Source organism: Campylobacter concisus, from assembly GCF_002165775.1.
Taxonomy (GTDB): Bacteria; Campylobacterota; Campylobacteria; order Campylobacterales; family Campylobacteraceae; genus Campylobacter_A; species Campylobacter_A concisus_E.
The window spans coordinates 1-23,565 of sequence record NZ_NDYP01000009.1 but is presented as its reverse complement, the minus strand read 5'-3'; the positions used below and the strand labels follow the sequence as shown (position 1 = coordinate 23,565).

The following is a 23,565-nucleotide window of genomic DNA, read 5'->3' as shown; positions in this document are numbered from 1 at the left end:
AATGTTGCCAAGCTATAAAGATATGATGCTACCTATTTTGGAATTTGTCGCACAAAAGAAAGAGGCAAATAGAGCTGAAATTTCTAAATTTATAATTGAGCATTTTAAGCTAAAAGACGAAGATCTTTTGCAAAAAATAAAAAGAGGAACTCCAACTTATATAAATCGTACCGACTGGGCTTTATCCTATCTGGCTACAACAGCTCAAATAAAATCAAGGCCAGAAAAAGTGCCGCTTCAAAAAGTTGGTAGAAGCCTATTTGCTATAACAAATTTTGGCAAAGAGCTAGTAAGTAGCAAGGACAAAAAGAGCAAATTTCTCACTTGGTACGATGAAATTTACAAACAAGAGATAAGGCAAGAGAAAAAAGAAGCCACGGAAAACACCCCAGATGACAATATAGATGAAGCGCTTTGCAAGATAAAAGAAGAGCTAAAAAGTGAAATTTTATCTAGCATTTTAGAAAAAGAGCCAAGATTTTTTGAATACCTTGTAACAAAGCTACTTGAAAAGATGAATTATGGAGCTGGAAATCTCACAAATAAAGGCCCAGACGGCGGAATAGATGGCATCATAGACGAAGATGAACTTGGGCTTTCTAAAATTTATATCCAAGCAAAAAGATACAAAGACGGCAGTAATATCCGTAGGCCAGAGATTCAGCAGTTTATCGGCGCCATCTCAAATAAAAATACCAAAAAAGGCGTCTTTATCACTACAACAAAATTTACCAAAGAAGCTGAAAATTTCGCTAAAGACAATCAAAATTTTAGTGTGGTTTTGATAGACGGCGACAAGCTTGCAGAGCTAATGATAAAATACAAAGTCGGAGTTCAGACAAGCCAAATATATGAAATTTGCAAAATCGATACCGACTTTTTTGAGGAAAATAATTTTTAAGGCGTTGATTTGAAATTATCTTTTGCTATTTAAATTTTAAAACAAAACAGTAAAAGCAAGCTTTGTGGCATCATTAAATTTATACAAAAACGCTTTAATTTTTAAGATTTTACTTTTGTAAAGCTTAGCAAGACTCTATCTTACAAAGCTTTACAAATAAAACAAGACTAAAAATAACAAAATTTCTAAAATATGCACGCGGCCTTAACCACGTGCGTTTTATTTAGTTTTCCACCGGTATCTGCCCAAATTCTCCTCTGCGATAATCATCAATTGCTTGATTAATCTCCTCTTTTGTATTCATCACAAACGGTCCATATCCTACTACTGGCTCATCTATCGGCTCACCTGAGAGAAGTAGTATCTTTGCCTCACCACCCATAGCTTTTATGATTACTGCACCGCTAGCGTTTTCAAACCTTACTAGTTGTGTTTCACTTGCTTTTTGTGAGTTATTTATTATCACATTGCCACGCAAGACGACCAAGCTTAGATTGTGGCTTACTGGTAAGTCTAGCGTTATCTTACCATCTTCTTTTACGCTTATATCCCAGACATTTAGCGGCGTAAATGTACTTGCAGCACCCCTTGTGTTCTCATACTCACCAGCTATTATCCTAGCTTCACCGTCTCCTATACTAACCACTAAGATACGCTCTTTTGGTAGGTGCTGATACTTAGGCTGCGTATTTTTATGTGCTTTTGGTAAATTTACCCAAAGTTGCACCATCTCAAAAAGCCCACCTTTTTGACTAAATTCTTTTGAGTGAAATTCTTGATGAGTTACTCCTGCACCAGCTGTCGTCCACTGCACGTCACCTTGCTTTATGACGCCACCACCACCTGTTGAGTCTCTATGCTCAACCTCACCAGCATAAGCGATAGTTACCGTCTCAAAACCTTTGTGCGGATGCTCGCCAACGCCACGAGGTTGTCCATTATTTGGCTCAAAATACTGCGGTGCTGCATAATCAAGCATCAAAAAGGATTCGTTCCTTTATCAACTTCATCCATATGTGTAAAAAGCGGATATACTAAAAATCCATCACCCACCCAGTGCGAGCTTTTTGGATTGTAAACCTTGCTAACATTTCTCATGTTTTCTCCTTATTTTTTATTTTCGTGCGGAGATTATAAAAAGGTGCCATTAACATATAATTTAATTTCAATAAATACTTATTAAGTTTCTTAAATAAATCTTAGACCAATAAACCAAAAAGCAAATTTCACCCATCTGTAGAAGTTAATTATTAAAATTTTATCACCTAAACGCCGTCTAAAATTTAAGTGTTATAATTACAGCGAAATAACGATTTTAAGGAGAGGATATGCAATCTCGCATAATCACTGGCGTTTTGATGTTTGTTGCTATTTTGGTAGTTTTTTTTATTGATAATTATATTTTAAATTTTATCTTGCTCGGCGCTGTGCTTTATTTCGCATTTAATGAGTCGCTCAAGCTTTATAATATCGATCACAAACAGCTAGTTTTTGCCGCGCTTGCTTTTTACGTGCTTACATATTTTACAAATCCAATATTCATAGCGATCCTTGCTATCATGCTAGTTGCTTCGATCCTAGCTCACATAAAAAGTGAAAATTTAAAGCTAGTCGCACCTTTTGTCTATCCGACCACGCCGATCTTTATGATGTGGATGCTTTACTCAGAGTATGGCGTAGGCTATCTTGTATGGCTTATTTTAAGCGTAGTTGCAAGCGATAGCGGTGCATTTTTTGTTGGCAAAATGTTTGGCAAACATCCATTTAGCCCAAGCTCACCAAACAAAACAATCGAAGGTGCAGCAGGCGGTGTGGCGATAGGCACAGTGATTGGCTGCATTGTTGGAAATTTTGTAACTGAAGGATTTTTCCAAATTTTATTCTCAAGCTTCTTAGTCTGCGTGTTTGCAGTTTGGGGAGATTTGTTTGAGAGTTACTTAAAAAGACTTTGCGGCATCAAAGATAGTGGTTCGCTCTTCCCAGGACACGGTGGCATGCTTGATAGGATAGATGGTTATTTATTTGGCGTAGTCGCCCTACTTTGGTCGCTCTCGTGGTAATACTTGGCTCAACTGGCTCAATCGGCAAAAACGCCCTCAATCTTTGCGAAAAATTTGGTGTAGAGGTTGAGGCGTTAAGCTGCGTTAAAAATGTAGGTTTGCTAAATGAGCAAATCTTAAAATTTAAGCCAAAATTTGTCTGCGTAGGCGATGAAAAGCTAGCTAAAAATGTAAAAAACATAGAAGCTAAAAATATCTTTTTTGGCGAAACTGGGCTACTACAAATGCTAGAAATTTCAAACTCAAAAAAGGTAATAAACGCCCTTGTTGGCTTTGCCGGCCTCGCCCCTAGTCTAAAGACACAAGCTCTTGGCAAAAGGCTTGCGCTTGCAAACAAAGAGAGCCTTGTTGTTGGCGGCAAATTTCTAAAAACTAGAGAAATTTTACCAATAGACAGCGAGCATTTTGGGCTTAAATTTCTACTTGAAAATAAAACTGCACCAAAAAGACTTATCATCACAGCAAGTGGCGGTGCTTTTTACAAAAAACCAATCAAATTTCTAAAAGACGCCACGCCAAGTGACGCACTAAAACACCCAAACTGGGATATGGGCGCAAAGATCACCATTGATAGCGCAACGATGACAAATAAGCTTTTTGAGGTGATGGAGGCTTACTGGCTTTATGGCATCAAGGAGATCGAGGCTGTGATAGAGCCAACTTCTGCGATACACGCCGTAGTTGAATTTATAGACGGCTCAAGCACTATGCACCTCTCATGCACTGATATGAAACTAGCTATAGCTCATGCTATGTTTGAAAATATTAGTGAAAATATCGTTCCACACGCAAATTTACTTGATCTTAAAAACATTAAATTTCATAAAATCAGTCATAAAAAATATCCAGTCTTTTCATTAAAAGATGAGGTCCTAGCAAACCCTGATCTAGGTGTAATGATAAATGCTGCAAATGAGGTTGGAGTATTTAGCTTTTTAGAGAAAAAATGCTCATTTTTGGATATCTCAAGGCTGATTTTAGGCTCAGTAAAAAAATTTAGAAATTTAAAGATCAGGAGTCAAGATGAAATTTTTGAAGCTGATAAAGAAGTTAGAAATTACGCAAAAAGGATGTTAAATGCAAAGGTATGAGGGCTATAAATTTGACCCTAAACAAAGCTTAATTGGTGTTCAGTTTTTATTTGTTGCTTTTGGTGCACTGGTATTAGTGCCGATACTTACGGGATTAGATGCAAACGTAGCTCTCTTTACGGCCGGTCTTGGTACGCTACTTTTTCAGCTAATCACTAGAAAAAATGTTCCGCCTATTTTTTTAGCAAGCTCGTTTGCCTTCATCGCACCACTTCAGTACGGTATCGAAAAATGGGGCATAGCCGTGACGATGGGCGGAGTTATATTTGCTGGATTTTTCTACGTTGTTTTAAGCCTTGTGGTTCGATTTGGCGGAGAGAAAATTTTGCATAAAATTTTGCCTCCAGTTGTCGTTGGGCCGGTCATCATGACAATAGGCCTTATCCTTGCTCCAAATGCCGTCAAAATGGCAACATCGGCCACTGAAATTTATACTCAAAATGAGGCGATGATCGTCGCTGGCATTTCGCTAGTGGCTACTATTTTAGTAATGATGCTTGGACGTGGCATGTTTAGGCTTATACCTATTTTGCTTGGCATTATCGTCGGATACATCGTAGCTTACTGCTTTGGCATGGTTGATTTTACTCCTATCTTTAATGCACCTTGGTTTAGAATGCCAAATTTCACCACACCAAAATTTGAGTTTGAAGCGATCATTTATATGATACCTATCGCCATAGCTCCAGCGATCGAGCACATAGGCGATATGCTTGCTATCTCAAATGTCACAAAAGAAGATTTTCTAAAAAATCCAGGTCTTAAAAATACGCTCCTTGGAGATGGACTTGCCACTTCGCTTGCTGCCTTTTTTGGTGGCCCGCCAAACACTACATACTCAGAGGTCACAGGCGCAGTTAGCCTTACAAAAGCTTATAATCCAGCGATCATGACCTTTGCAGCGATCGCTGCCATCGTGCTAGCCTTCGTTGGCAAGCTAGGAGCTGTACTCTCAACTATCCCAGCCCCAGTCATCGGCGGTATCATGCTGCTACTTTTTGGCATCATCGCAAGCGTTGGCATGGAGACGCTTATAAAAAACAAAGTCGATCTTGCAGACCCTAGAAACATGATAATCGTAGCCCTCATCTTTATCTTTGCCATCGGCGGCATGGTGCTTGACCTTGGAGCGGTTAAATTTTCAGGTATAGGGCTTGGCGCGGTTACTGGCATAGTTTTAAATTTGCTTTTGCCAAAGACAAAGCATTACGAAGGATATTAATGCGTAAATTTTTACTTTTCTTACTAACCTTTGCCACTGCTAGTTTAGCCAATACTTTAGACTATGCGCTTATCAAAAAAGGTGAGCCAAGTGAAAACACGATGTTGTTAATCGGTGGCATTCAAGGCGATGAGCCAGGTGGATTTTTAGCAGCTTCGATCGTAGCAACTGACTACAACATCACAAAAGGCTCTCTTTGGGTTGTACCAAATTTAAATTTTCCAAGCATCATCGAGCGAAGCCGCGGTACAAAAGGCGATATGAATAGAAAATTCGCCCATGTCGATAAAAACGATCCTGACTATAATTCAGTAATGAAGATAAAAGACGTCATCACCAATAAAAACGTCACACTTATCTTAAATTTACACGATGGAAGCGGATATTACAGAGATAAATTTATAAACAAAGACGAAAATCCAGATAAATGGGGCAATACTTGCATCATTGATCAAAGCACGCTTCCTGGCTCAAAATATCCAGAGCTTGAAAGTATCGCCTCAAGCGTAAAAGATGTGCTAAATAAGCATCTAATAGATCAAAAACACCAGTATCACATCAAAAACACGCACACTGCGATGGGTGACAAAGAGATGCTAAAAAGTCTAACTTACTATGCTATCACGCAAAATAAATCAGCTTTTGCAAACGAAGCTAGTAAAAATTTAAACGCCGAGCAAAGGACTTATTACCATCTAATCGCTATTGAAGAGTATATGAAAAAAGCTGGCATTAGCTTTACTAGGCCGTTTAATCTTGATGTTAAAAGCGTAAAAAAGGCAATCGAAAAAGAGATTAGACTCGAGCTTGAAAATTCATACGCGATAAGTCTTAAAAATCTAAAGCCTTTAATAAATTTTGTCCCGCTTAAAAAAGGCGAGTTAAATTACAGCTCACCAAATCCGCTAATAGCCGTCATAAAAGAAAATGGTAGCTTCAAAGTGCAGTACGGCAACCGCTTTGTTACTAGATTAAAACCACAATATTTTGAGTTTGCAAAACCACTTGATAAAATTTCACTAATAAGTGACGGTAGCGAGCTTACATTAAAAAGTGGCGATAAATTTAGCGTGAAAAAGAGCTTTAAAGTAAAAGCACTCAAAAACGTACGCGTAAATGTCATAGGATACGGTACAAAAAGTATCGATGAGAGCGAGCAAGAAGTGACTAAAAATAGCCTAAATAAAAGCTATAGCATCGATAAAGATGGCAAAATTTATAGAGTCGAGTTTTATAAAAACGAAGATGACAAAGAGAAATTTGCTGGCATGATCTTAGCGGAGTTTAGATGATACTTGGCATAGAAAGTAGCTGCGATGATAGCTCGGTTGCACTCATAGACGAACGCACTTTAGAGAAGATTTATTATAAAAAAATTTCTCAAGAAGAGGAGCACGCTATCTTTGGTGGTGTGGTTCCTGAGCTTGCAGCTAGGCTTCATACAAAGGCACTGCCAGCACTCTTAGAGGATATCTTGCCAAATTTTAAAGAAATAAAAGCGATCGCTGTAACAAATGAGCCGGGTCTTAGTGTGAGCCTAATAGGTGGCGTCAGCATGGCAAAAGCATTAAGCGTGGCTCTAAATATCCCGCTAATTGCCGTAAATCACCTAGTTGGCCACATCTACTCACTATTTTTAGATCGTGAAGCCATCTTTCCACTTGGCGTCCTGTTAGTTAGTGGCGGGCATACGATGATCTTAGAGATTGACGAAAATGGTGAAATCACTGAGCTTGCAAGTACTGGCGATGATAGCTTTGGTGAGAGCTTTGACAAGGTTGCTAAAATGCTTGATCTTGGCTATCCAGGCGGTGCCGTAGTTCAGCAAAATGCCCTACTTTGCAAAGACAAAGAGAGGTTTCATTTTACCATTCCACTTCTTCATGATAAACGCCTTGAGTATAGTTTTTCAGGGCTTAAAAACCAAGTAAGAGTTGAAATTTCAAAGCTAGATAGTATCACTCAAAAAGATATTGCTGACATCTGCTACGCCTTTGAAAATACTGCTTGTGAGCACATTTTAAACAAGCTTGAAAAGGTCTTTTGTTTAAGAAATTTTAAGCGTTTTGGCGTAGTTGGCGGTGCAAGTGCAAATCTAAATTTACGAAAAAGGCTTGAGATGCTTTGTCAAAAAAACGAGTGCGAGCTTTTGCTAGCTCCACTTGAGTTTTGCTCTGATAACGCCTTGATGATAGCAAGAGCTGGACGTGAGAAGTACCTAAAAGGCGAGTTTATAAGCCATAGCGAGCTAAATATAAATCCAAGAGTTGGCTTTAAAAAGCTTGAGTTAAATTAAACTTTTTTAAAAAACATAAAATTTTGCGCCTAAATCTTGATAGCTTCGTAAGTAAAAACGTAATAAAATCTAAAAAATTTCAAAAAAAGAATCTTTAATGGACGAGTTTTTAAATCACGCTTGGCATTTAAATAAAATTTACGCCAATACCGATGCGAGCGTGCCTTTTTACCCAGATCTACTGGCGCTTCTTTTATCTTGTGATGAGAAAAATTTAGATGAGTTTATGGCTCTTGCTGAGTTTAGAACTATCTTAAAAAAGCTAGGCGTAGGACTTGATATCTTTAGCATACAAAGTGCACAGCTAGCCACACTAAAAGCACTAAATGAAGCAAAAATTTCAAGTGATGAACTTGTAACCTACTTACAAAAGCTATGTGATGAAAAGATAATTAGCCATGAAAAATTTGATTTTTTAATAAAATTTATAAGCAAAAACTCAAATCAAAATAAAGCTGAAATTTCTAATGCGAAGCCAAAAGATCATTTTCACAAGAGCTTGGATTTTCTAAATGAGATAAATGAAAAAGCAAGCATACTTGGTGAAGATAAAGAATTTTTACTAGCTTTGAAAAAAGCCAAGAAAAGATCAAATGAAACGCTTTTTAACATCGCAGTAAGCGGCATCATAAACTCTGGCAAATCAACGCTTTTAAATGCGCTTTTAAACAAATCCGTCCTTGGCACTTCAAATGTGCCTGAGACCATAAATTTAACCATCTTAAAGCACGCATCAAATAGCCATGCAAAGGTAAATTTTTATAGCCCAGATGAGCTAGAAAAGCTTGGACTTTCAAGCAAAAATTTACCAGCTAGTAGCGTAGAGATCAGCCTAGATGAGATAAAAAACTATACATCTTCAAGCTCAAAAACGGCAAATCTCGTAAAAAGCGTTGAGCTTTATGATGACTTGGAGCTTTTAAGAGATAATGTCTGCATTATAGACACTCCTGGCATAGATGATGCGATCGTTTTAAGAGAGCAAATTACTACAAATTTTATGAAAGAGTGCGACCTTTTGGCTCATCTTATGAATGCTTCGCAAAGTGCAACGCAAAAAGACGCACTATTTTTGAAAAAATGCCTTGAGAACTCGCACATCGTAAGAGTTGCTATCGTGCTAACTCACGCTGATGAGTTAGACGCAAAGGATATTAATGAAACGCTTAACTACGTAAAAAAGGCGATTGGCGAGCAGATAAATGATATTAAGATAGATTATTTTGCCCTTAGCGCGAAAGCTTATCTTGATGGCGCTTTAAATAGTGGCGTGCCGGAGTTTAAAGAGTATCTTTACGATGTGCTTTTTGGTAAAGACTCTAAAAAATCAGCTCTAATTTTAAGCTCATATCAAAAAGAATTGCAAAATATTTTAAAAACAAAACTCGAAGCCACAAAGGCTGAAATTTTAGAGCTTAAGGCCTTTGGTTTAGAGCTAGAAGCTTTGCAAAACGAGCAAGCAAATATCAAAAATTCTCTTAATGAAAATTTCACAAAACTTGAAAGACTTTTAGAAAGCGAGCTAAAAAAACTCGATGATAAAAATGTAAAAGATATCTATAAAATGGGGCTTGAAGCACTACTACAAAATTTAAATGAAAAGCTTAAGAGCGAGATCGCTTACTGTAAAAGCAAAAGAGAAAATTTAAATCTAAAAAGTCTTACACAAATAGCAAAAACTACACTTCATGACGGAGTTGCGGCACTTATGAGAGAGGCTAGAAATGAAACTTTAGTTCAGACAAAGTCATGCGAGCAAAATATCGCTTTAAGTTTTGATGGCTTTAAGGTGAGTGAAAATAAAATTTTTAGCATAAATGACTTTTTAAAGCAAATGGGTGTAGAGCTTGATTTTAGCGAGCTTTTAGATGAGCTTGAAGCTAAAATTTTAAGTAAAAATGAGCCAGATGAGGCACTTTTAAGTTTAAGACAAAATTTACTTAACAATAAAAGCATATCGCAGTTTTGTGAGACGCTAGCAGAACATGAAAAAAAGCTGCTAAAAGAGCGAGTAAAGGCTTATGAGATGAGCCAAAAAGAGGCTTTAAATAAAAGGCTTTTAGTGCTCAATGAAAAACTTAATGAGCTAAATTTACAAAATCAAAGCTCAATTTCAAAGCTTAAACAAAAGACCTCCTTGCAAGATGAAATTTTCTCACTTTTAGAGGATATTAAAAATGTTTAATGAGTTTATAAATGCCTACAAAGCGAGATATTTTAAGGTCTTTACAAATGATTTTAAGGGTGAGCTAGCTAGGCTCGTAAATGATCTAAACGATCCTAGCTTGCATATAAGCGAGCAGATAAAAGAGAGCTTAAATTTACTAATAGACACTCTAAATGAGCCACCACTAATAGCTGTTATCGGTCAATTTTCAAGTGGAAAATCAACATTTTTAAACGCACTTCTTGGTCAAGATATCTTGCCATCAGGACTAACTCCAGTCACCGCAAAGGCTGTGAGGCTAAAATTTGCAAAGATGCCACTTCTAAGCGTGAAATTTATAAACGGTAGCGAAAGCCTGCTAGCAAGTAGCGATCTAGCCGAGCTAAATAAGTTAGGCGAGCAAGTTTCTAGTATGATGCTTTATGCGCCAAGTGAAATTTTAAAAGAGATAAATTTCATCGACACTCCTGGCCTAAACTCGCTAAGAGATGCTGACACAAAAGAGACAAAAAATACGCTAAAAAAGGTTAGCGGCGCAATATGGCTAAGCCTTGCAAACAACGCCGCAAAGGCAAGCGAGCTTGAAAGTATCAAAGAAATTTTAAAAGCAAATGATCTAAAAGCGATCTGCCTAATCAACCAAAAGGACAAGCTAAGTAAGGAAGAGCTTGAAAGTTTGCTAAAACACACTAGGCAAACTTATGGCGAGCTTTTTGAGGATATCATCGCTATCTCATCAAAGCAAGCCCTTCTTGGCATAACAAATAATGACAAAGGCCTACTTGAAGCTTCAAATTTTAATGAAGCTCTAAAGGCTATTAAAGAGTGCTTTTTAAACAAGAGCTTTAAAGAAAATTTCATAAAAGTAAGGGCAAAAAAGATCGTAAAACTCCTAACCAACGAGCAAGAAAAACATCTAGAAATTTATGATAATGCGCAGTTGATTTTAGATGAATTTAGTGGCTCATTAGATGAGAGGCTGGAGGCGATAAAAGAGGAGTTTAAGCCAAAGATCGCTTTAAGTTATAGTCAAATGAGTGAAGTTATAAAACTTGCCGCCGATGAAGTATTTAAGCTACTTAAGCCATTTTCAAAGACAAAATTTAACGCTTCAAAGACGCTTTTAAACAAAGAAATTTATAAGCGTGAAAATTTTGAGGTAATAAGTCTTGATAGCGACGAAGTCTTTTCAAAACTTATCTACGAAGATGTGGTTTTTAATAAATTTTTTAAACGCTACAAAAAAGATCTAAAAGAGCTAGAAAATGCAATAACCTCAGCATTTAATGAGCTTTATAAAAATTTAGAGGATAAATTTTTAATATACAAATCTCGCTATGAAAATTACGCTAGCTTTGATGATCAAGCCTTGGCTTACGAAACAAAATCCATAAATACCTATGCCGGACGGACATATGAAAATTTTTTAAGAGAGTATGAAACGGCTAAATTTAAGGCCACACAAAAGGTCTCTTTGTTTTTTGAAAAGCTTGATATAAAGCTAGCCTCAAACTATGAAAACGCGCTCAAACTCGCGGTTTATTTTATAAAACAAAAGATAGAAAAGACGCTAGAGTCGCACCTGCAGATGAATACACCACTTTATATTCCAAGTGCAAAAGATGTCTATGAGCGCATGCTTGATGCGTTTAGCCTTTATGAGTTTGAAGCTTTAATGTGCTCAAACAGCTCGTTTTTAAATAAAATTTTGCTTGATATAAAGAGCGATTTTAATGAAATTTATACTTTAAAAATAGCAATGCTTGATGGCTTAAAAGAAAGAGTTAAAGAGCAAATCTCAAAGATTGAAGAGCTTTGTGAAAATTCATTGTTATTAAGATAAATAAAATTTTTAAAGCTTAGAGCTATCCATTTAAGGATAGCTTTTATTTTATGCGTGCATTATGCTAATCTTTGGTGCGTCAAATGCAGTTACACGCTTTGGCACTCCTTTAAATTTCTCGACATTCACAAGGCTTGTGTGAGCGGTGTTGCTCTGGCTCATCTTGCTTGATGGCACGTCTTTTGTGAGCACATTTAAATTTCCGTGCAAGCAAAGGCTCTTTTCGCCCGGTTTTTCAGGGTCGTACCAAGCACCTTCGCTTACTATTACGACATTTTGTGGCACGTCCTCAGTGACAAAGGCACCGCACAAAATTTCGCCTCTATCATTAAACACACGCACCACGTCGCCCATCTTTATTCCTCTAGCCTCGGCTGTTTTTGGATTTATAAGCACTGGCTCGCGCTCTGCGATCTCGTTAAAGTTGCGAAGTACAGAGTTATTTAGCTGCGAGTGAAGTCTAAATTTAGAGTGCGCGCCGCTGATTGCGATAGGATATTTTTTATTTTTTGCGCCCAGCCACTCAAATGGCTCAAGCCAAGCTGCATGCGGTGGGCAGTCATCATAGCCAAAGCCAGCGACCGTCTCAGAGTAAATTTCTATCTTGCCAGATGGCGTTTTTAGCGGATTTGCCACTGGATCGTCGCGGAATTTCTTGTAGTTTGTAAAGTAACGTTTTTTCTCATCGACCTTGTCAAATCTAAAATATCCCTTTTTCCAAAATTCCTCAAAACTTGGCATGCTCTCATACCCAAGCTCAGCAGCCTTTTTAACGGCATCTTCATATATTGTCTTGACCCACTCTAGCTCGCTTTTACCCTCGCTAAATGCCTCTTCCCTGCCCCACTCTTTGGCAATCAGTCTTGCGATCTCGTAATCGCTCTTACTCTCGCCAAACGGCTTAACAAGTGGCTTTATTGCAAATAAATACTCGCTCGTTGAATTTGCCATTTCGATGTCAGTTCGCTCGTACTCAAGCGCAGCTGGCAAGACGATGTCGCTAAATTTAGCTGTACTTGTCCAAAATGGCTCGCAAGTGATGATAGCATTGACATTTCGCATAGCTTTTATCGCTCTATTTGCGTCAGGATGCCTTGTGAAAGTCGAGCCATTTGCGTTAAACATTACCCTAATCTTTGGCAGTTTATAGCTCTTACCATTTCTTGTTATCTCCTTGCCTGGGCTTAGAAGCGCGTCTATGAGCCTTGAGTTTGGCATTTCATAGCCCTTTGTCTTTGGCACTAAGCCACTATCAATAAATTTTTGAGGTACCTTCGTCTCAAACGCCGCTAGTTTAGGCGCTATGAAGCTCTCATCAGCATTTTTGTGCATGCCATCATTTGTGACAAAGCCACAACCCTCTTTGCCGATGTGTCCAAGCATCGCATTTAGCGTCACAAGCGCCCAATACGCCATCTCGCCGTGATCTTGCCTTTGCATGGCGTAGCCACTAACTATGACTGAGTCGTTTTTGGCTAGGTCTTCACAAAAAGTTGCCAGATCTTGCTCGCTAACGCCACAAATTTTACTTGCCCAAGCTAAATTTTTATTGACCCCGTCTTTTGTGCCAAGCATGTACTCTTTAAATTTATCAAAGCCAACTGTGTATTTTTCTATAAATTCTTTACTATAAAGCCCTTTTTCATAAAGGTAATTACACATACCTATCATCATCGCCGTATCGGTGCAGGGCACGACTTCAAGGTATTTTGAGTCAAAGTATTTTGCGCTATCGTTGTGATAAACATCGACGCTATAAATTTTCATCTCGCCGCTCTCGCCTTTTTTTCTGATCTCGTCATAGTATTTATATGAGTTATGAAGCGGCACGCCAATGGCGATCTTGTTTGAAACGACTGGGTTTGTACCCCAAAATACGATCGTTTTGGCGTTTTTTAAGATAGCCTCCCACTTTGTTGGCGCTAGCGCAGGATCGACGAAGCCAGTGACGTGAGGCATGATGACAGTCGCTGCGCCGTATGAGTAGCCACCTAGCTCATTTACGTAGCCACCAAGCACGTTAAGTAGCCTTTTTGCGGTCTTTTGGCTGTGGCCAACTTTGCCGAGGCTACCCCACTGATAAACCTGTCCGTAGATCGCTTCAGCGCCGTATTTATCAAAATTTTCTTTTAAAATTTTTGCACTTAGCTTTATAGCCTCGTCCCAGCTCACACGCACAAATTCTTCTTTGCCACGAAGCTCAGGTTTTGGGTTGTTTGGATTGGCTAAAAAGCTCTTTCTAACAAATGGATATTTTACTCTACTCTCGTTTTGGATGTAGTCAATGACTGCGTTATTTAGCTCGTTTGGATAAGCATCTCCCTCAAATGGCACGGTCTCGACCACGCGCCCTGCTATAGTTCTTATATAAAATGCGCCAAATTTATTTGCGCTTAGTCCGCTTTTCTTGTCAAATAACGCTTGCTCTGCGCTTCCAAGCTCTTTTGCTTGAAGGCTAGCCGCGCCTAATGCGCTTAATCTTAGAAAGTCTCGTCTTTTCATTTTCTCTCCAATTTTGGTTAAATTTATTGTTTTTAGTTGGTTTTAGAAATTATAAATTTAGGGTTTTGTATCATTTCATCGTTTAAAGGCCTTGTAATGTAATACGCAAACTTGCGTCTAAATTGCGCTATTTTAGCCAAAAATTTTTAAAGGATGGGCAGATGATTGGATTTTATGTAAATGTAAAGTTAAAAGCTGAGTGTGAGGCAAAATTTGAAGAAATTTTAAAAGAGATCGTGCCAGCTTCAAGAAAAGATAAAGGCTGCATAAGCTACGAGTGCGGCATGGTTGTGGGCGGTAAAAATGAATACTGTTTTATGGAAATTTGGGAAGATCTTGCAAGCCAAAAAGAGCATATGAAAAGCGCTCATATGGTGAAAAATGCAGCCGCGCTGGAGGCTTGTAAAGAGAGCCAAGAGGTAAAAATAGTAAATTTTGTAAGCGTAAAGGAATAGTATTTGCTTTAAAAAGGGCAAAATCCACAAAAATGAGCGAAGAAAAAATGCTTGAGATGATAAATGCGACTGCTGATATTATATTTATGGCCGTACTTAGAGGGCGAGTGAGCTTTGAGGCTTGCAAAAAAGATAGGGAATTTATCGACTCTTTAAGAGAAGAGCTACTAGGCAAAAATCCAAATAAATTTAAAATCGCCCAAAACTCATACCAAATGATCGCTATTTTTGAAAAATACCGCAATAAAAAATAATCCACTTAAAATTTAAATCTGCTTGCCGATATTGTGTTAAAGGATTTTGACATGATAAACGCGCTAAATGGATTTAATCAAAGCTTTAACTACCAAGACGCTTTTAGTAAGCGCCAAGCCACAAACGCAAATTTAAATAAAGTAGAAATTCCCACCAAAACTGCAGACATCAAGTATCTACCGCTCTCTGGCTATTCATCAAATGATAAAATTTCTATCTGGGGCAAGATAAATGGCCTTGATAGTGGGGCGAGCAAAGATGAAATCTCTAGCCTTAAAAATTTCATTGATAGCACGAAGCTTTGGCGAGCAAGCTACATTCTAACTAGCGAGAAAAACGGCTTTAGCGTAGATGAGTTCATCAAAAATCACAAAATGAGCATAAACAATAAAATAATCAATAATGCTTTTGGTGCTCTTTATCTAAGCCGTGAGGCTACAAATTTACTAGACTCTGATCTAAGTATCGATGAGTTTAAAGATAAATGGCTGGAATTTACTACCGAAAGGATACTTGGCGAGCATGCAAATGTAAAAATTTCTTTTAAAGACGGGGCTTTACATTACGAGCAAAGCTCGGATAAAAAACGTATAGAATTCTTAGGTCAGCCTATGTTGCACCGTGTGAGCTACGCTGATAAAAACAGCAAAGATGAGTTTTTAAAATTTCTAAAAACAAGCTATGAAAAGGGCGAGAGCATCGCTGATGTGCTGCAAAATATCGCTCTTACGCCAGTTAGAGAAAATGGCGATGAAGAGATGGAAGAAGAGAAATTTAAGCCTATGCAAGTTACCAAAAAGAGCGTGACCTATACGGATAAAGATATAAAACGTGAATTTTTTGAGGAATTTATCAGGCGCGAGGTCGAAAATGGAGCAAGCTTTGATGAACTAGTGCAAAAGCTAAACAAGCTAAAGCCAAAGGATATTCTCGCTTAGCTTTGGCTTTATGCTGAAATTTGGGGCTGGCTTGGATCACTAAATTTCTACTTAGAGTTGAATTTAAAGAGCCAATTTAGCCAACTAATTTAAAAAGCTAGCTTATCTTAATAAATTTTTACTCGCGTTTAAATTTTAAGAGCTAGCCAGCTTGACTCTTAAAATTTCTATTTCGGATTATTTATACTTATTACCATATTTTTAAGATAGAGTTTAGCAGCCTCTTTGATATCGTCATTTGTGATGACTTTTACCGCACTTATGTACTCATCAGCCGTATAAAGTGGCGTCTTAAAAATTTTATTTGAGATGATGAGCTTTTGCCAAAACTCAGGCTTTTCATAATCTTTTTTTATAGAAATTTCACTCTGTGCCTTAAAATCCTCCAAATGCTTTGGCAAGATCGCGCCACTACTCTTGATGCTAGCTATTATCTGCTTTATCTCAGCAATGATCTTATCCGTATTTACGGGATCGCATGTAAAGCTAATTAGCATATCTGAATGCTCAAAAGGATAGCGTGCGAGCTTGGCATTTAGGCTAAAGCCGTATGTTTGACCTTTATCTTCTCTGATCTGCTCACGAAGTGCGGTTTTTAAAATTTCACTTAATGCTCTTAGTCTAATCGCTTTTTCAAAGCTATATTTCGCATCAGAATTTATGATGTTTATACCAACATCGCTTCTTCTTGTGCTTTGATACTCCCTTTTAAAGGTGTGCTGCCCCTTGATACTTCGCACGCCATCGTCTTTAAACTCTTCAGCCTCGCCAAGCTTTGGTAAAGTGGCGATATACTTTTTAATAAGTGGCAAAAGCCTCTCTTCGTCGGTGTCGCCGATGATTACAAAAGTATATGAGGCTGCGTTTGTAAATTTATCTTTGATGATCTCTTTTAGCTCATTTAGCTTTAACGCATCGATATCAGCCATCTCAAGCGGCGCGACACGTTTATTGTTTTCATAAAAAAACTTGCTAAATTCGGTACTAAATTTATATTCAGGCAAATTTTGCTCTTTGCTTAGTTCATCTTTTGCTCTTTGCTTTATCCTCTCAAGCACGTTTGCATCGGCTCTTGGAGCGTTAAATTCTAAATTTATAACAGCTAGCAACGAGTCAAGGTCGTTTGTACTTGACGAGCCAAAAAATCCTTGCGTAAGACCCTCGATATTCTTTTGATAGCTTACGATCTTGCCATTTAGTATTTTTGACAGCTCGTAGTTGTTAAATTTACCAACGCCACTCTCGTTCGTAAGCGCAACTGCAAAGCTACCAAGCTTTGGATCAGCCAAATTTGATGTGCCTCCTTTGCTGACGGCCGCAAACAAAACGCTATCTTTTTTAGTAGCTAGTGGCTTAAAGATAACTTGCGAGCCATTTTGCATTTTATAGGTATAAATTCCATTTTTTTCATCAAAGCTTCTTGAGCTTATCTCTTTTGGCTCTAAATTTTCATTGCCTAGACCCTTGTCGTTGTTGCTAGCAGATAGTTTTGTGTTATAAGCAGGCGCCTTGGCAAAAAGCTTTAAAAACTCATCTTTGCTAAGCTTAAAACCATCTTTGCTAAAAATTCTTACACGCTCATCAGAAATGGCCAAAATTTGCCTAAATCTATCATTCACGTCAGCTAGCGTAATCTCGTTTAATAGCTTTAAACTAAGCTCTTTGTCGTCTTCGTCTCTTAACACAAAGCCACCATTTTCTATCATATTTAAAATTTGCCCTGCGTAAGCGCTTGATTTTTTAGTCTTTGAGCGTTTAAATTTTGCATCTACATTTGCCACAAACGCCTTTTTCACATCTTCAAAATCATCTTTATTAAAGCCAAACTCTTTAATGCCTTTTATAACGCCAAGCATATCTTTAAGGCTTGCGTTAAAATCGCCTCCAAGTACATTTGTTTCGAAACTATAAATTTTCTGCTTTGCTTGAAGTGTTTGAGCTATAAAATCAGTGCTTAAATTTGATGAATTATTTGCATTTTTTTGCTCATAAAGCATATTTATCAGGCTTGCGATAAGTGCATCTTCTAGATTTCTCTTTACGTCAGCTTCATTTACAACCTGGCTAAATTTATCAAAATAGCTAAGTCTAACTAGCTCCATTCCAGTTTCATTCGAGTCATAGTTAAAAATATTTAAACCATTTTTAAAGCTGATATTTTTTTCTGGATGAATGTAAGAATTTGTATTTTTTGCTTGGCTAAAGTTTTTTTCGATTAAGCTTTTTATCTCATTTTTATCAAAGTCGCCAACTGCAACAAAGCTCATAAATCTTGGCTGATAAAGCCTCTCGTAAAATTCTTGCATGTGCTTAGCATCTACACTTTTGATGACGTTCATATCGCCTATTGGCACTCTTTTTAGATAGATACTGCCCTCAAAAATATCCTTTGTTTGAGCCAAATAAAGCCTATATCCTGGCGTATTTCTCTGACGCTCCTCTTCCATTATGACGCCACGCTCTTTATCAAGCTCCTTAGGATCTATTTTAATGCCATCTACCCAATTCGAAAAGACCTTAAATGTATCTTGTAAATTTTTCTCATTTACATTAATCGTTAAGACATAACTCGTCTGATCGTAGCTCGTCTGCGCGTTTAGATCAGCTCCAAATTTCACACCAAGGCTCTCGAGCTGTTTAATGAGCTCATTTTTGCTAAAGTCGCGGCTGCCATTAAATGCCATGTGCTCCAAAAAGTGAGCAAGACCTTGCTCGCCGTCTTTTTCATCAGTTGAACCAGAATTTATAACAAGATAAAAAATAGCTGTTTTTTGTGGAAATTTATTCTCTTTAATATAGTATTTTAGCCCGTTTTTTAGCTCTCCATTTAACATATCTTTATCGTTTTGAAGCGCAAAAAGACCCATTACTAGACAAAAAAGCAACAAAATTTTTCTCATTATTTTCCTTTTTAATTTTAATCGATAGACAAAGCAGAATTTAGCATAAGCCTGCAAATTTGCAGGCTAGAAGATTATTTTAGATCGTATTTTTTAAGTAAAGCTTCGTAGCTTCCGTCTTTTTTCATTTCATCTAAAATTTGATTTATTTTCTCTATTAATGCGCTCTCTTTTCCTTTATCAAAAGCTATTGAAAAACCCTCGCTACCATCAACTTCTTTGAAAAATGCCTCAAGTTCTGGATTTTTCTTGATAAAGCCATATCCGATAGAGCTATCAAGGATGACCGCGTCAAATTTGCCAACTTTTAATCCCATGATGAGTGGCACAGTATCTTCTGAAGGCACTACTTTTGCGCCATTTATCGCATTTGCAGCTAGCTCTTGGATGGTGCCTTGTTGTACGCCTACTTTTTTGCCAGCTAGCTCCTCTTTAGCTTTCAAAGCGTCGTTGCCTTTTTTCTTTAGGTAGATGTTTTCAGTTAGATAGTATGGCTTTGTAAAGTCGATCGACTTTAGTCTATCAGGAGTCGCGCTCATCGCACTTATGATGCCATTTATCTTGCCAGCTTTAAGTGCTGGGATGAGGCCATCAAAGCTCATATTTACTATCTTATATGAAAAGCCAGCACGCTTTGAAATTTCATCTATAAGATCGATGTCAAAGCCTGTTATTTTGTTGTTTTCATCGATGTATTCAAATGGCGGGTAGTTTGCCGCTGTACCAAATTTTAGCTCATTTGCACAAAGAGCAACAAAAGCTGTGAGTAAAAGAGCAAAGATCTTTTTCATAATAGTGTCCTTTAAGGTGATTTAGTGGCTTAATTATCAGTATTTCTCTATTAAAAATTGTTTAAATTTACAATAAAAGAAAAATGCTATAAATAATCGTATAGCAAAGTAGCATATAAATTTTTATAGATAAATTCTATCCCTTAATTATCTTAAGGGATAGAATAGTAGGAGCTCTAAGAGTAAGTCAAAGATTAAAATTTACTTTTTCTAACTTCGTTTACTATTGCCTTAGCCATGTCGTCAACATCAGATGTTACTTCATTTGCTTTATTGACAATTACTACATTTTCTTTTGTAAGTGTGTCTATTTGAGCAACTGATTGGTTTATCATATTGATTCCCTCACTTTGCTCTTTTATAGATTCACTCATTTCATTGATTGATTGAGCTAGTACATTTGTATTTGCTTCGATCTCTGTTAGAGATTTTTGAGTTCTCTCTGCTAGTTTTCTAACCTCATCTGCAACAACCGCAAAGCCTCTGCCGTGCTCTCCTGCACGTGCTGCCTCGATTGCAGCATTAAGAGCTAGTAAATTTGTTTGATCAGCTATATCTCTAATAATAGTTATGATGTTTTTAATCTCATCACTTTGTCTAATAACATCAGATGTTTTTTGAGATATTGCATTCATTGAGCTTGACATTTGCTCTACTGCAGCAGCAGACTCTTGAAGTGAGCTTGCTTGTACATTTGCACCTTGAGTTAGTTCTTTCATTGACTGGCTTAAAGACTCAGCCTTTTCTTCTAGCACATGAGCTTGATCTAAATTTGCCCTTAACATCTTAGCTATCTCTTCACCAAGAGCATTTATACCAACCGCCATTTTGCCATCATCTTCAAGCCTTTTAGTAAAGTCTTGTTTTTTAAAGCTTTCTAATAGATTTAACACGTCATCGCCATTTTCCGCAATAGCATGTTTAAGTGCGATTTGTAAGTCTTTGAAAGTTTGTTTTAGCTGGCTAAGTGCAGGGTTTGAAGTATCTGCGTTAAGCTGAGCTACGTAGTTACCTTTGCCAATTTGATTTACAAAAGTATTTGCTTCTTTAATGAAATTATTTTGCTCAGATAAATTTGCCTCGATTTGTTTGATATTCTCATTTATTAGTGCACTCATCTGTCCGATCTCGTCGCTACCGCTACGATCTAAAAATTCAGCTTTATTAGTTTTGTTATTTAAAAAGTCAAAAAACTTAACTAAGCCATTTTTAGTCTGATCTATACCAGAGATCAGATTTTTACCTATTAATGTAGATACTAGCAACATAAGTAAAATACAAATCGCAATCACAATAGAACTTATAATAAGTTGGGCATTTGCTTCACTTTTTATGTGTTGTGCATCTTTTTGCATACTATCAAGTAGTTTAAGCTCAAGCTCTCTCATCGCATCTATTGAAATGCTTATCTTTGAAAACCAACTCGCTGCGTCATAAGATGCATCTTCAGTAGTAACTACATTTTTAATAATATTTATAGCATCTATAAAATCAGCCTTTTTTCTAGCGATGGCATCAAATTCATCGCTAAATTCTTTTGGGTTGTAATCGTCAAAATCCTGCATAAATTTATTTATAACACTATTTAGTGCAACTACTTTGTTATAGTCATCTTTACTTATGCTCTTTTTAGTAAAAATTCCATTTAAAGTAGCACGCAAAATACCAAAAGACTCTTTTATCTCACCAACAATAATGATACGCTTTAGATCATCTACCAAGCTAGGCTCGAGCTTATCGCTATATCCATTTATAGCAATAACCTCTTTTCTTAAAATTTTTGTTATACGACTAATTAGATCATTACCACTTTTTTGATCCACATTTGAGCGGATACTATTTATCTCTGAAACTATTTCATTTTTCTCTTCAAGTTTATCAAGCGCAGCATCTACTTTTTTACGCTGCTCTAATAAATTTTTATTATCCCCTCCTGCTAACACACCTGAGCTAAATCCGCGTTCTTTTTGCATTTCATGGATAAAATTATTTTGATTTATTATTGTATCCACGATTTTCTCGCTAAACTCTGCTTTTGAGCGAGTCTTTAAGATACCATTTAGCATGTATGCACTCATGATACCAAGGCCAATAAGACTGACGATAACTATCGCCATAATCTTAGATTTAATACCTAGATTATTCATTTTCTCTCCTTTTAGTTTTTCTTAATATCTGCTTCAAAAAAATAAAGTCATACGACTTTAATACTTAAACTTTATCAACCAAAAAATACTTTTGGTTGTTTTTATAAAAAATATTGATTAGCCTATTTATGTAAAATTTTAATTTAAATTTAGCTTTATTAATTAGTAGGAATTTTTTAACAAAATTGTGATACATGCAAATAGAAAATAGCACATTTAAAATAAATGCCGTTCTCATCCTGAGAAGCTCCATTTTTTCTCCTTGAAAATAGTTAAGTTATTTTATTAATTTTACTTTTAAAAGATGTTAAATTTTAAAAATTAGAAAAAAGTGAGTTTTTGCAGAGAATTCCTGCTTCTCTGCAAATTTTGTATTTAGATTTATTTCTTTAATCCATATTTATCTAGCATTTTGTCAAATTCACCAGATTTTTGTAGCTCATCGATTGCTGCGTCTATCTTCTTGATAAGCTCGGTGTGTTTGCCTTTATCAAACGCCATCGCAAATCCTTCTGTGCCATCAGGAACTCTTAAAAATTCTTCCAAATCTGGATTTTGTTTTAAATATTCAACCCCTATCGGACTATCAGTTAGTACAACGTCGATTTTACCAGCGTTTAGTGACATGATGGCAGCTGCTACATTTTCAGCAGGTATCGACTTAGTAGTTATGCTTTTGGCTGCTTCTTCTTGCAATGTTCCAACTTGAGCTGAAATTTTCTTATCCTTAAGGTTGTCTTTATTTACATCTGAGCCTTTTTTGCGGATAAATAAATTTTCTGAAAAATAATATGGCTTGGTAAAATCAACCGATTTTCTTCTCTCATCAGTTGCACTCATTCCGCTTATGACAATATCGATTTTACCGGTTTTTAATGCTGATATCAGTCCATCAAAGCTCATATTTGCAACATCAAATTTTATTCCAGTTTTTTTGGTGATCTCATTTAATAAATCTATCTCAAAGCCAACAATTTTATTGTTTTCATCAAGATATTCAAAAGGTGGATAATCAGCGCTCGAGCCAACTTTATAAACCACATTTTTACTAGCTTCTTCGGCATTATTTACTGCATTTTTTTTATTAGCATCATCGCCACAACCTAGTAAAAATAAAACCAAGCTTGCCATCAAAAATTTTAAAATTTTACTCATTTTCTACTCCTTTAATGATTTAAAATTTTGCCTAAAAACTCTTTTAAACGCTCATGTTGCGGATTTGTAAAGACATTTTTTGGCGTGTCATCGACTGCTATCTTGCCCTTATCCATAAAGAAAATTCTATTTGCCACATTCCTTGCAAAGCCCATCTCATGAGTTACCACAAGCATCGTTATGCCCCTTGCAGCAACATCTTTCATAATATCAAGCACCTCTCCGATCATCTCAGGATCAAGCGCACTTGTCGGTTCATCAAAAAGTATCACTTCTGGCTCCATCGCTAGACTTCTAGCGATCGCGATACGTTGCTTCTGTCCGCCTGAAAGCTTGTGCGGATAGGCAAATTTCTTATCACTCAGCCCAACACTTTTTAGCAACTCATCAGCTCTTTTTTCTGCACTTACTTTATCTAAAATTCCCGCTTTTATCGGAGCTAGAGTTAAATTTTGCAAGACGTTTTTATTTGCAAAAAGATTAAAGTGCTGAAAAACCATGCTCACTTTTTGGCGAATTTTATTTATATCTGATTTTTTATCTAAAATATCTTCGCCATTTATCTTGATGTGCCCGCTATCTGGCTCCTCAAGGCGGTTTATACAACGTAAAAATGTACTTTTGCCACCACCGCTTGGACCAATTATCGCTATAACTTCACCTTTTTTTATATCTACACTAATATCATTTAAAACTCGCAAATCGCCATAACTTTTGTTTAAATTTTTAATCTCAATCATGGCGGTTTAATCTCCTCTCAAGTAATTTCACCAAAAAGGTGAAAAATTTAACACTCACATAGTAAACGATGCCCGTAAAAATGACTGGCTCTGGGCTGTAAA

At 36.9% G+C, this 23,565-nt stretch carries 17 protein-coding genes and 3 pseudogenes; 11 read left to right on the top strand and 9 right to left on the bottom strand.

All coding sequences use genetic code 11. The features are described 5' to 3' along the window. The first annotated feature begins 1 nt into the window (after nt 1). Nucleotides 2–901 carry a restriction endonuclease gene (locus B9N66_RS07805; RefSeq protein ID WP_087580558.1) on the top strand — a complete coding sequence of 300 codons (900 nt, stop codon included), beginning with the start codon at nt 2–4 and terminating at the stop codon, nt 899–901. Nucleotides 902–1,124: 223 nt separating this feature from the next. On the opposite strand, the gene B9N66_RS07800 is transcribed toward B9N66_RS07805, so the two are convergent. Continuing rightward, nucleotides 1,125–1,880, bottom strand: coding sequence for a pirin family protein (locus B9N66_RS07800; RefSeq protein ID WP_257639815.1), 756 nt, complete (start codon nt 1,878–1,880; stop codon nt 1,125–1,127). Nucleotides 1,881–2,229: 349 nt separating this feature from the next. On the opposite strand from B9N66_RS07800, the gene B9N66_RS07795 reads away from it, so the two are divergent. The 7 genes from B9N66_RS07795 (at nt 2,230) to B9N66_RS07765 (ending at nt 11,580) form a co-directional block, all read left to right on the top strand. Next, nucleotides 2,230–2,961, top strand: a complete 732-nt coding sequence (locus B9N66_RS07795) for a phosphatidate cytidylyltransferase (protein ID WP_087580557.1) — start codon at nt 2,230–2,232, stop codon at nt 2,959–2,961. Continuing rightward, nucleotides 2,943–4,052, top strand: coding sequence for a 1-deoxy-D-xylulose-5-phosphate reductoisomerase (gene dxr / locus B9N66_RS07790; RefSeq protein ID WP_087580556.1), 1,110 nt, complete (start codon nt 2,943–2,945; stop codon nt 4,050–4,052). Before B9N66_RS07795 ends, dxr begins: the two co-directional genes overlap by 19 nt. Beyond that, a complete protein-coding gene (locus tag B9N66_RS07785) occupies nt 4,039–5,274 on the top strand; it encodes a uracil-xanthine permease family protein (RefSeq protein WP_087580555.1) in 1,236 nt (411 codons plus the stop codon). Before dxr ends, B9N66_RS07785 begins: the two co-directional genes overlap by 14 nt. Continuing rightward, complete coding sequence (locus B9N66_RS07780; protein WP_087580554.1) at nt 5,274–6,566, top strand: M99 family carboxypeptidase catalytic domain-containing protein; 1,293 nt, start codon at nt 5,274–5,276, stop codon at nt 6,564–6,566. The genes B9N66_RS07785 and B9N66_RS07780 overlap by 1 nt, the downstream gene beginning before the upstream one ends. Then, nucleotides 6,563–7,570 (top strand): tRNA (adenosine(37)-N6)-threonylcarbamoyltransferase complex transferase subunit TsaD, encoded by a 1,008-nt coding sequence (tsaD, locus tag B9N66_RS07775; protein ID WP_087580553.1) that lies wholly within the window; start codon nt 6,563–6,565, stop codon nt 7,568–7,570. Before B9N66_RS07780 ends, tsaD begins: the two co-directional genes overlap by 4 nt. Before the next feature lie 97 nt (nt 7,571–7,667). Next, entirely contained in the window at nt 7,668–9,755 is a 2,088-nt protein-coding gene (locus tag B9N66_RS07770; protein WP_087580552.1) for a dynamin family protein, read from the top strand. Continuing rightward, nucleotides 9,748–11,580 (top strand): dynamin family protein, encoded by a 1,833-nt coding sequence (locus B9N66_RS07765; RefSeq protein ID WP_087580551.1) that lies wholly within the window; start codon nt 9,748–9,750, stop codon nt 11,578–11,580. Before B9N66_RS07770 ends, B9N66_RS07765 begins: the two co-directional genes overlap by 8 nt. A gap of 48 nt (nt 11,581–11,628) precedes the next feature. On the opposite strand, the gene B9N66_RS07760 is transcribed toward B9N66_RS07765, so the two are convergent. After that, nucleotides 11,629–14,082, bottom strand: coding sequence for a molybdopterin-dependent oxidoreductase (locus tag B9N66_RS07760; protein WP_087580550.1), 2,454 nt, complete (start codon nt 14,080–14,082; stop codon nt 11,629–11,631). 161 nt (nt 14,083–14,243) lie between these two features. Here B9N66_RS07760 and B9N66_RS07755 point away from each other — a divergent pair, with 161 nt between their 5' ends. The 3 genes from B9N66_RS07755 to B9N66_RS07745 are packed head-to-tail and all read left to right on the top strand — an operon-like array spanning nt 14,244 to nt 15,730. Then, nucleotides 14,244–14,537, top strand: coding sequence for a putative quinol monooxygenase (locus tag B9N66_RS07755; RefSeq protein ID WP_087580549.1), 294 nt, complete (start codon nt 14,244–14,246; stop codon nt 14,535–14,537). A 32-nt stretch (nt 14,538–14,569) separates the two neighbouring features. After that, nucleotides 14,570–14,791: a hypothetical protein gene (locus tag B9N66_RS07750; RefSeq protein WP_021091847.1), complete on the top strand. Its 222-nt coding sequence runs from the start codon at nt 14,570–14,572 to the stop codon at nt 14,789–14,791. A 51-nt stretch (nt 14,792–14,842) separates the two neighbouring features. Then, the gene (locus B9N66_RS07745) at nt 14,843–15,730 is read left to right on the top strand and encodes a hypothetical protein (RefSeq protein ID WP_087580548.1); all 888 of its coding nucleotides are present in this window, start codon (nt 14,843–14,845) and stop codon (nt 15,728–15,730) included. Between the two features lie 167 nt (nt 15,731–15,897). On the opposite strand, the gene B9N66_RS07740 is transcribed toward B9N66_RS07745, so the two are convergent. The 7 genes and pseudogenes from B9N66_RS07740 to B9N66_RS10005 all read right to left on the bottom strand — a co-directional run. Then, nucleotides 15,898–18,630, bottom strand: a complete 2,733-nt coding sequence (locus tag B9N66_RS07740) for a M16 family metallopeptidase (protein ID WP_087580547.1) — start codon at nt 18,628–18,630, stop codon at nt 15,898–15,900. 74 nt (nt 18,631–18,704) lie between these two features. Further along, nucleotides 18,705–19,421, bottom strand: a complete 717-nt coding sequence (locus B9N66_RS07735; protein WP_087580546.1) for a basic amino acid ABC transporter substrate-binding protein — start codon at nt 19,419–19,421, stop codon at nt 18,705–18,707. A gap of 194 nt (nt 19,422–19,615) precedes the next feature. After that, nucleotides 19,616–20,227 (bottom strand): annotated as a pseudogene (locus tag B9N66_RS10115) (methyl-accepting chemotaxis protein); the annotation flags it as partial. A 555-nt stretch (nt 20,228–20,782) separates the two neighbouring features. After that, nucleotides 20,783–21,394, bottom strand: a pseudogene (locus B9N66_RS10110) (nitrate- and nitrite sensing domain-containing protein); the annotation flags it as partial. A 555-nt stretch (nt 21,395–21,949) separates the two neighbouring features. Further along, nucleotides 21,950–22,723, bottom strand: a complete 774-nt coding sequence (locus tag B9N66_RS07720; RefSeq protein ID WP_087580543.1) for a basic amino acid ABC transporter substrate-binding protein — start codon at nt 22,721–22,723, stop codon at nt 21,950–21,952. Nucleotides 22,724–22,734: 11 nt separating this feature from the next. Next, a complete protein-coding gene (locus B9N66_RS07715; RefSeq protein ID WP_087579060.1) occupies nt 22,735–23,463 on the bottom strand; it encodes an amino acid ABC transporter ATP-binding protein in 729 nt (242 codons plus the stop codon). Beyond that, a pseudogene (locus B9N66_RS10005) lies at nt 23,456–23,565 on the bottom strand (amino acid ABC transporter permease); the annotation flags it as partial. The gene B9N66_RS07715 and the pseudogene B9N66_RS10005, both read right to left, overlap by 8 nt.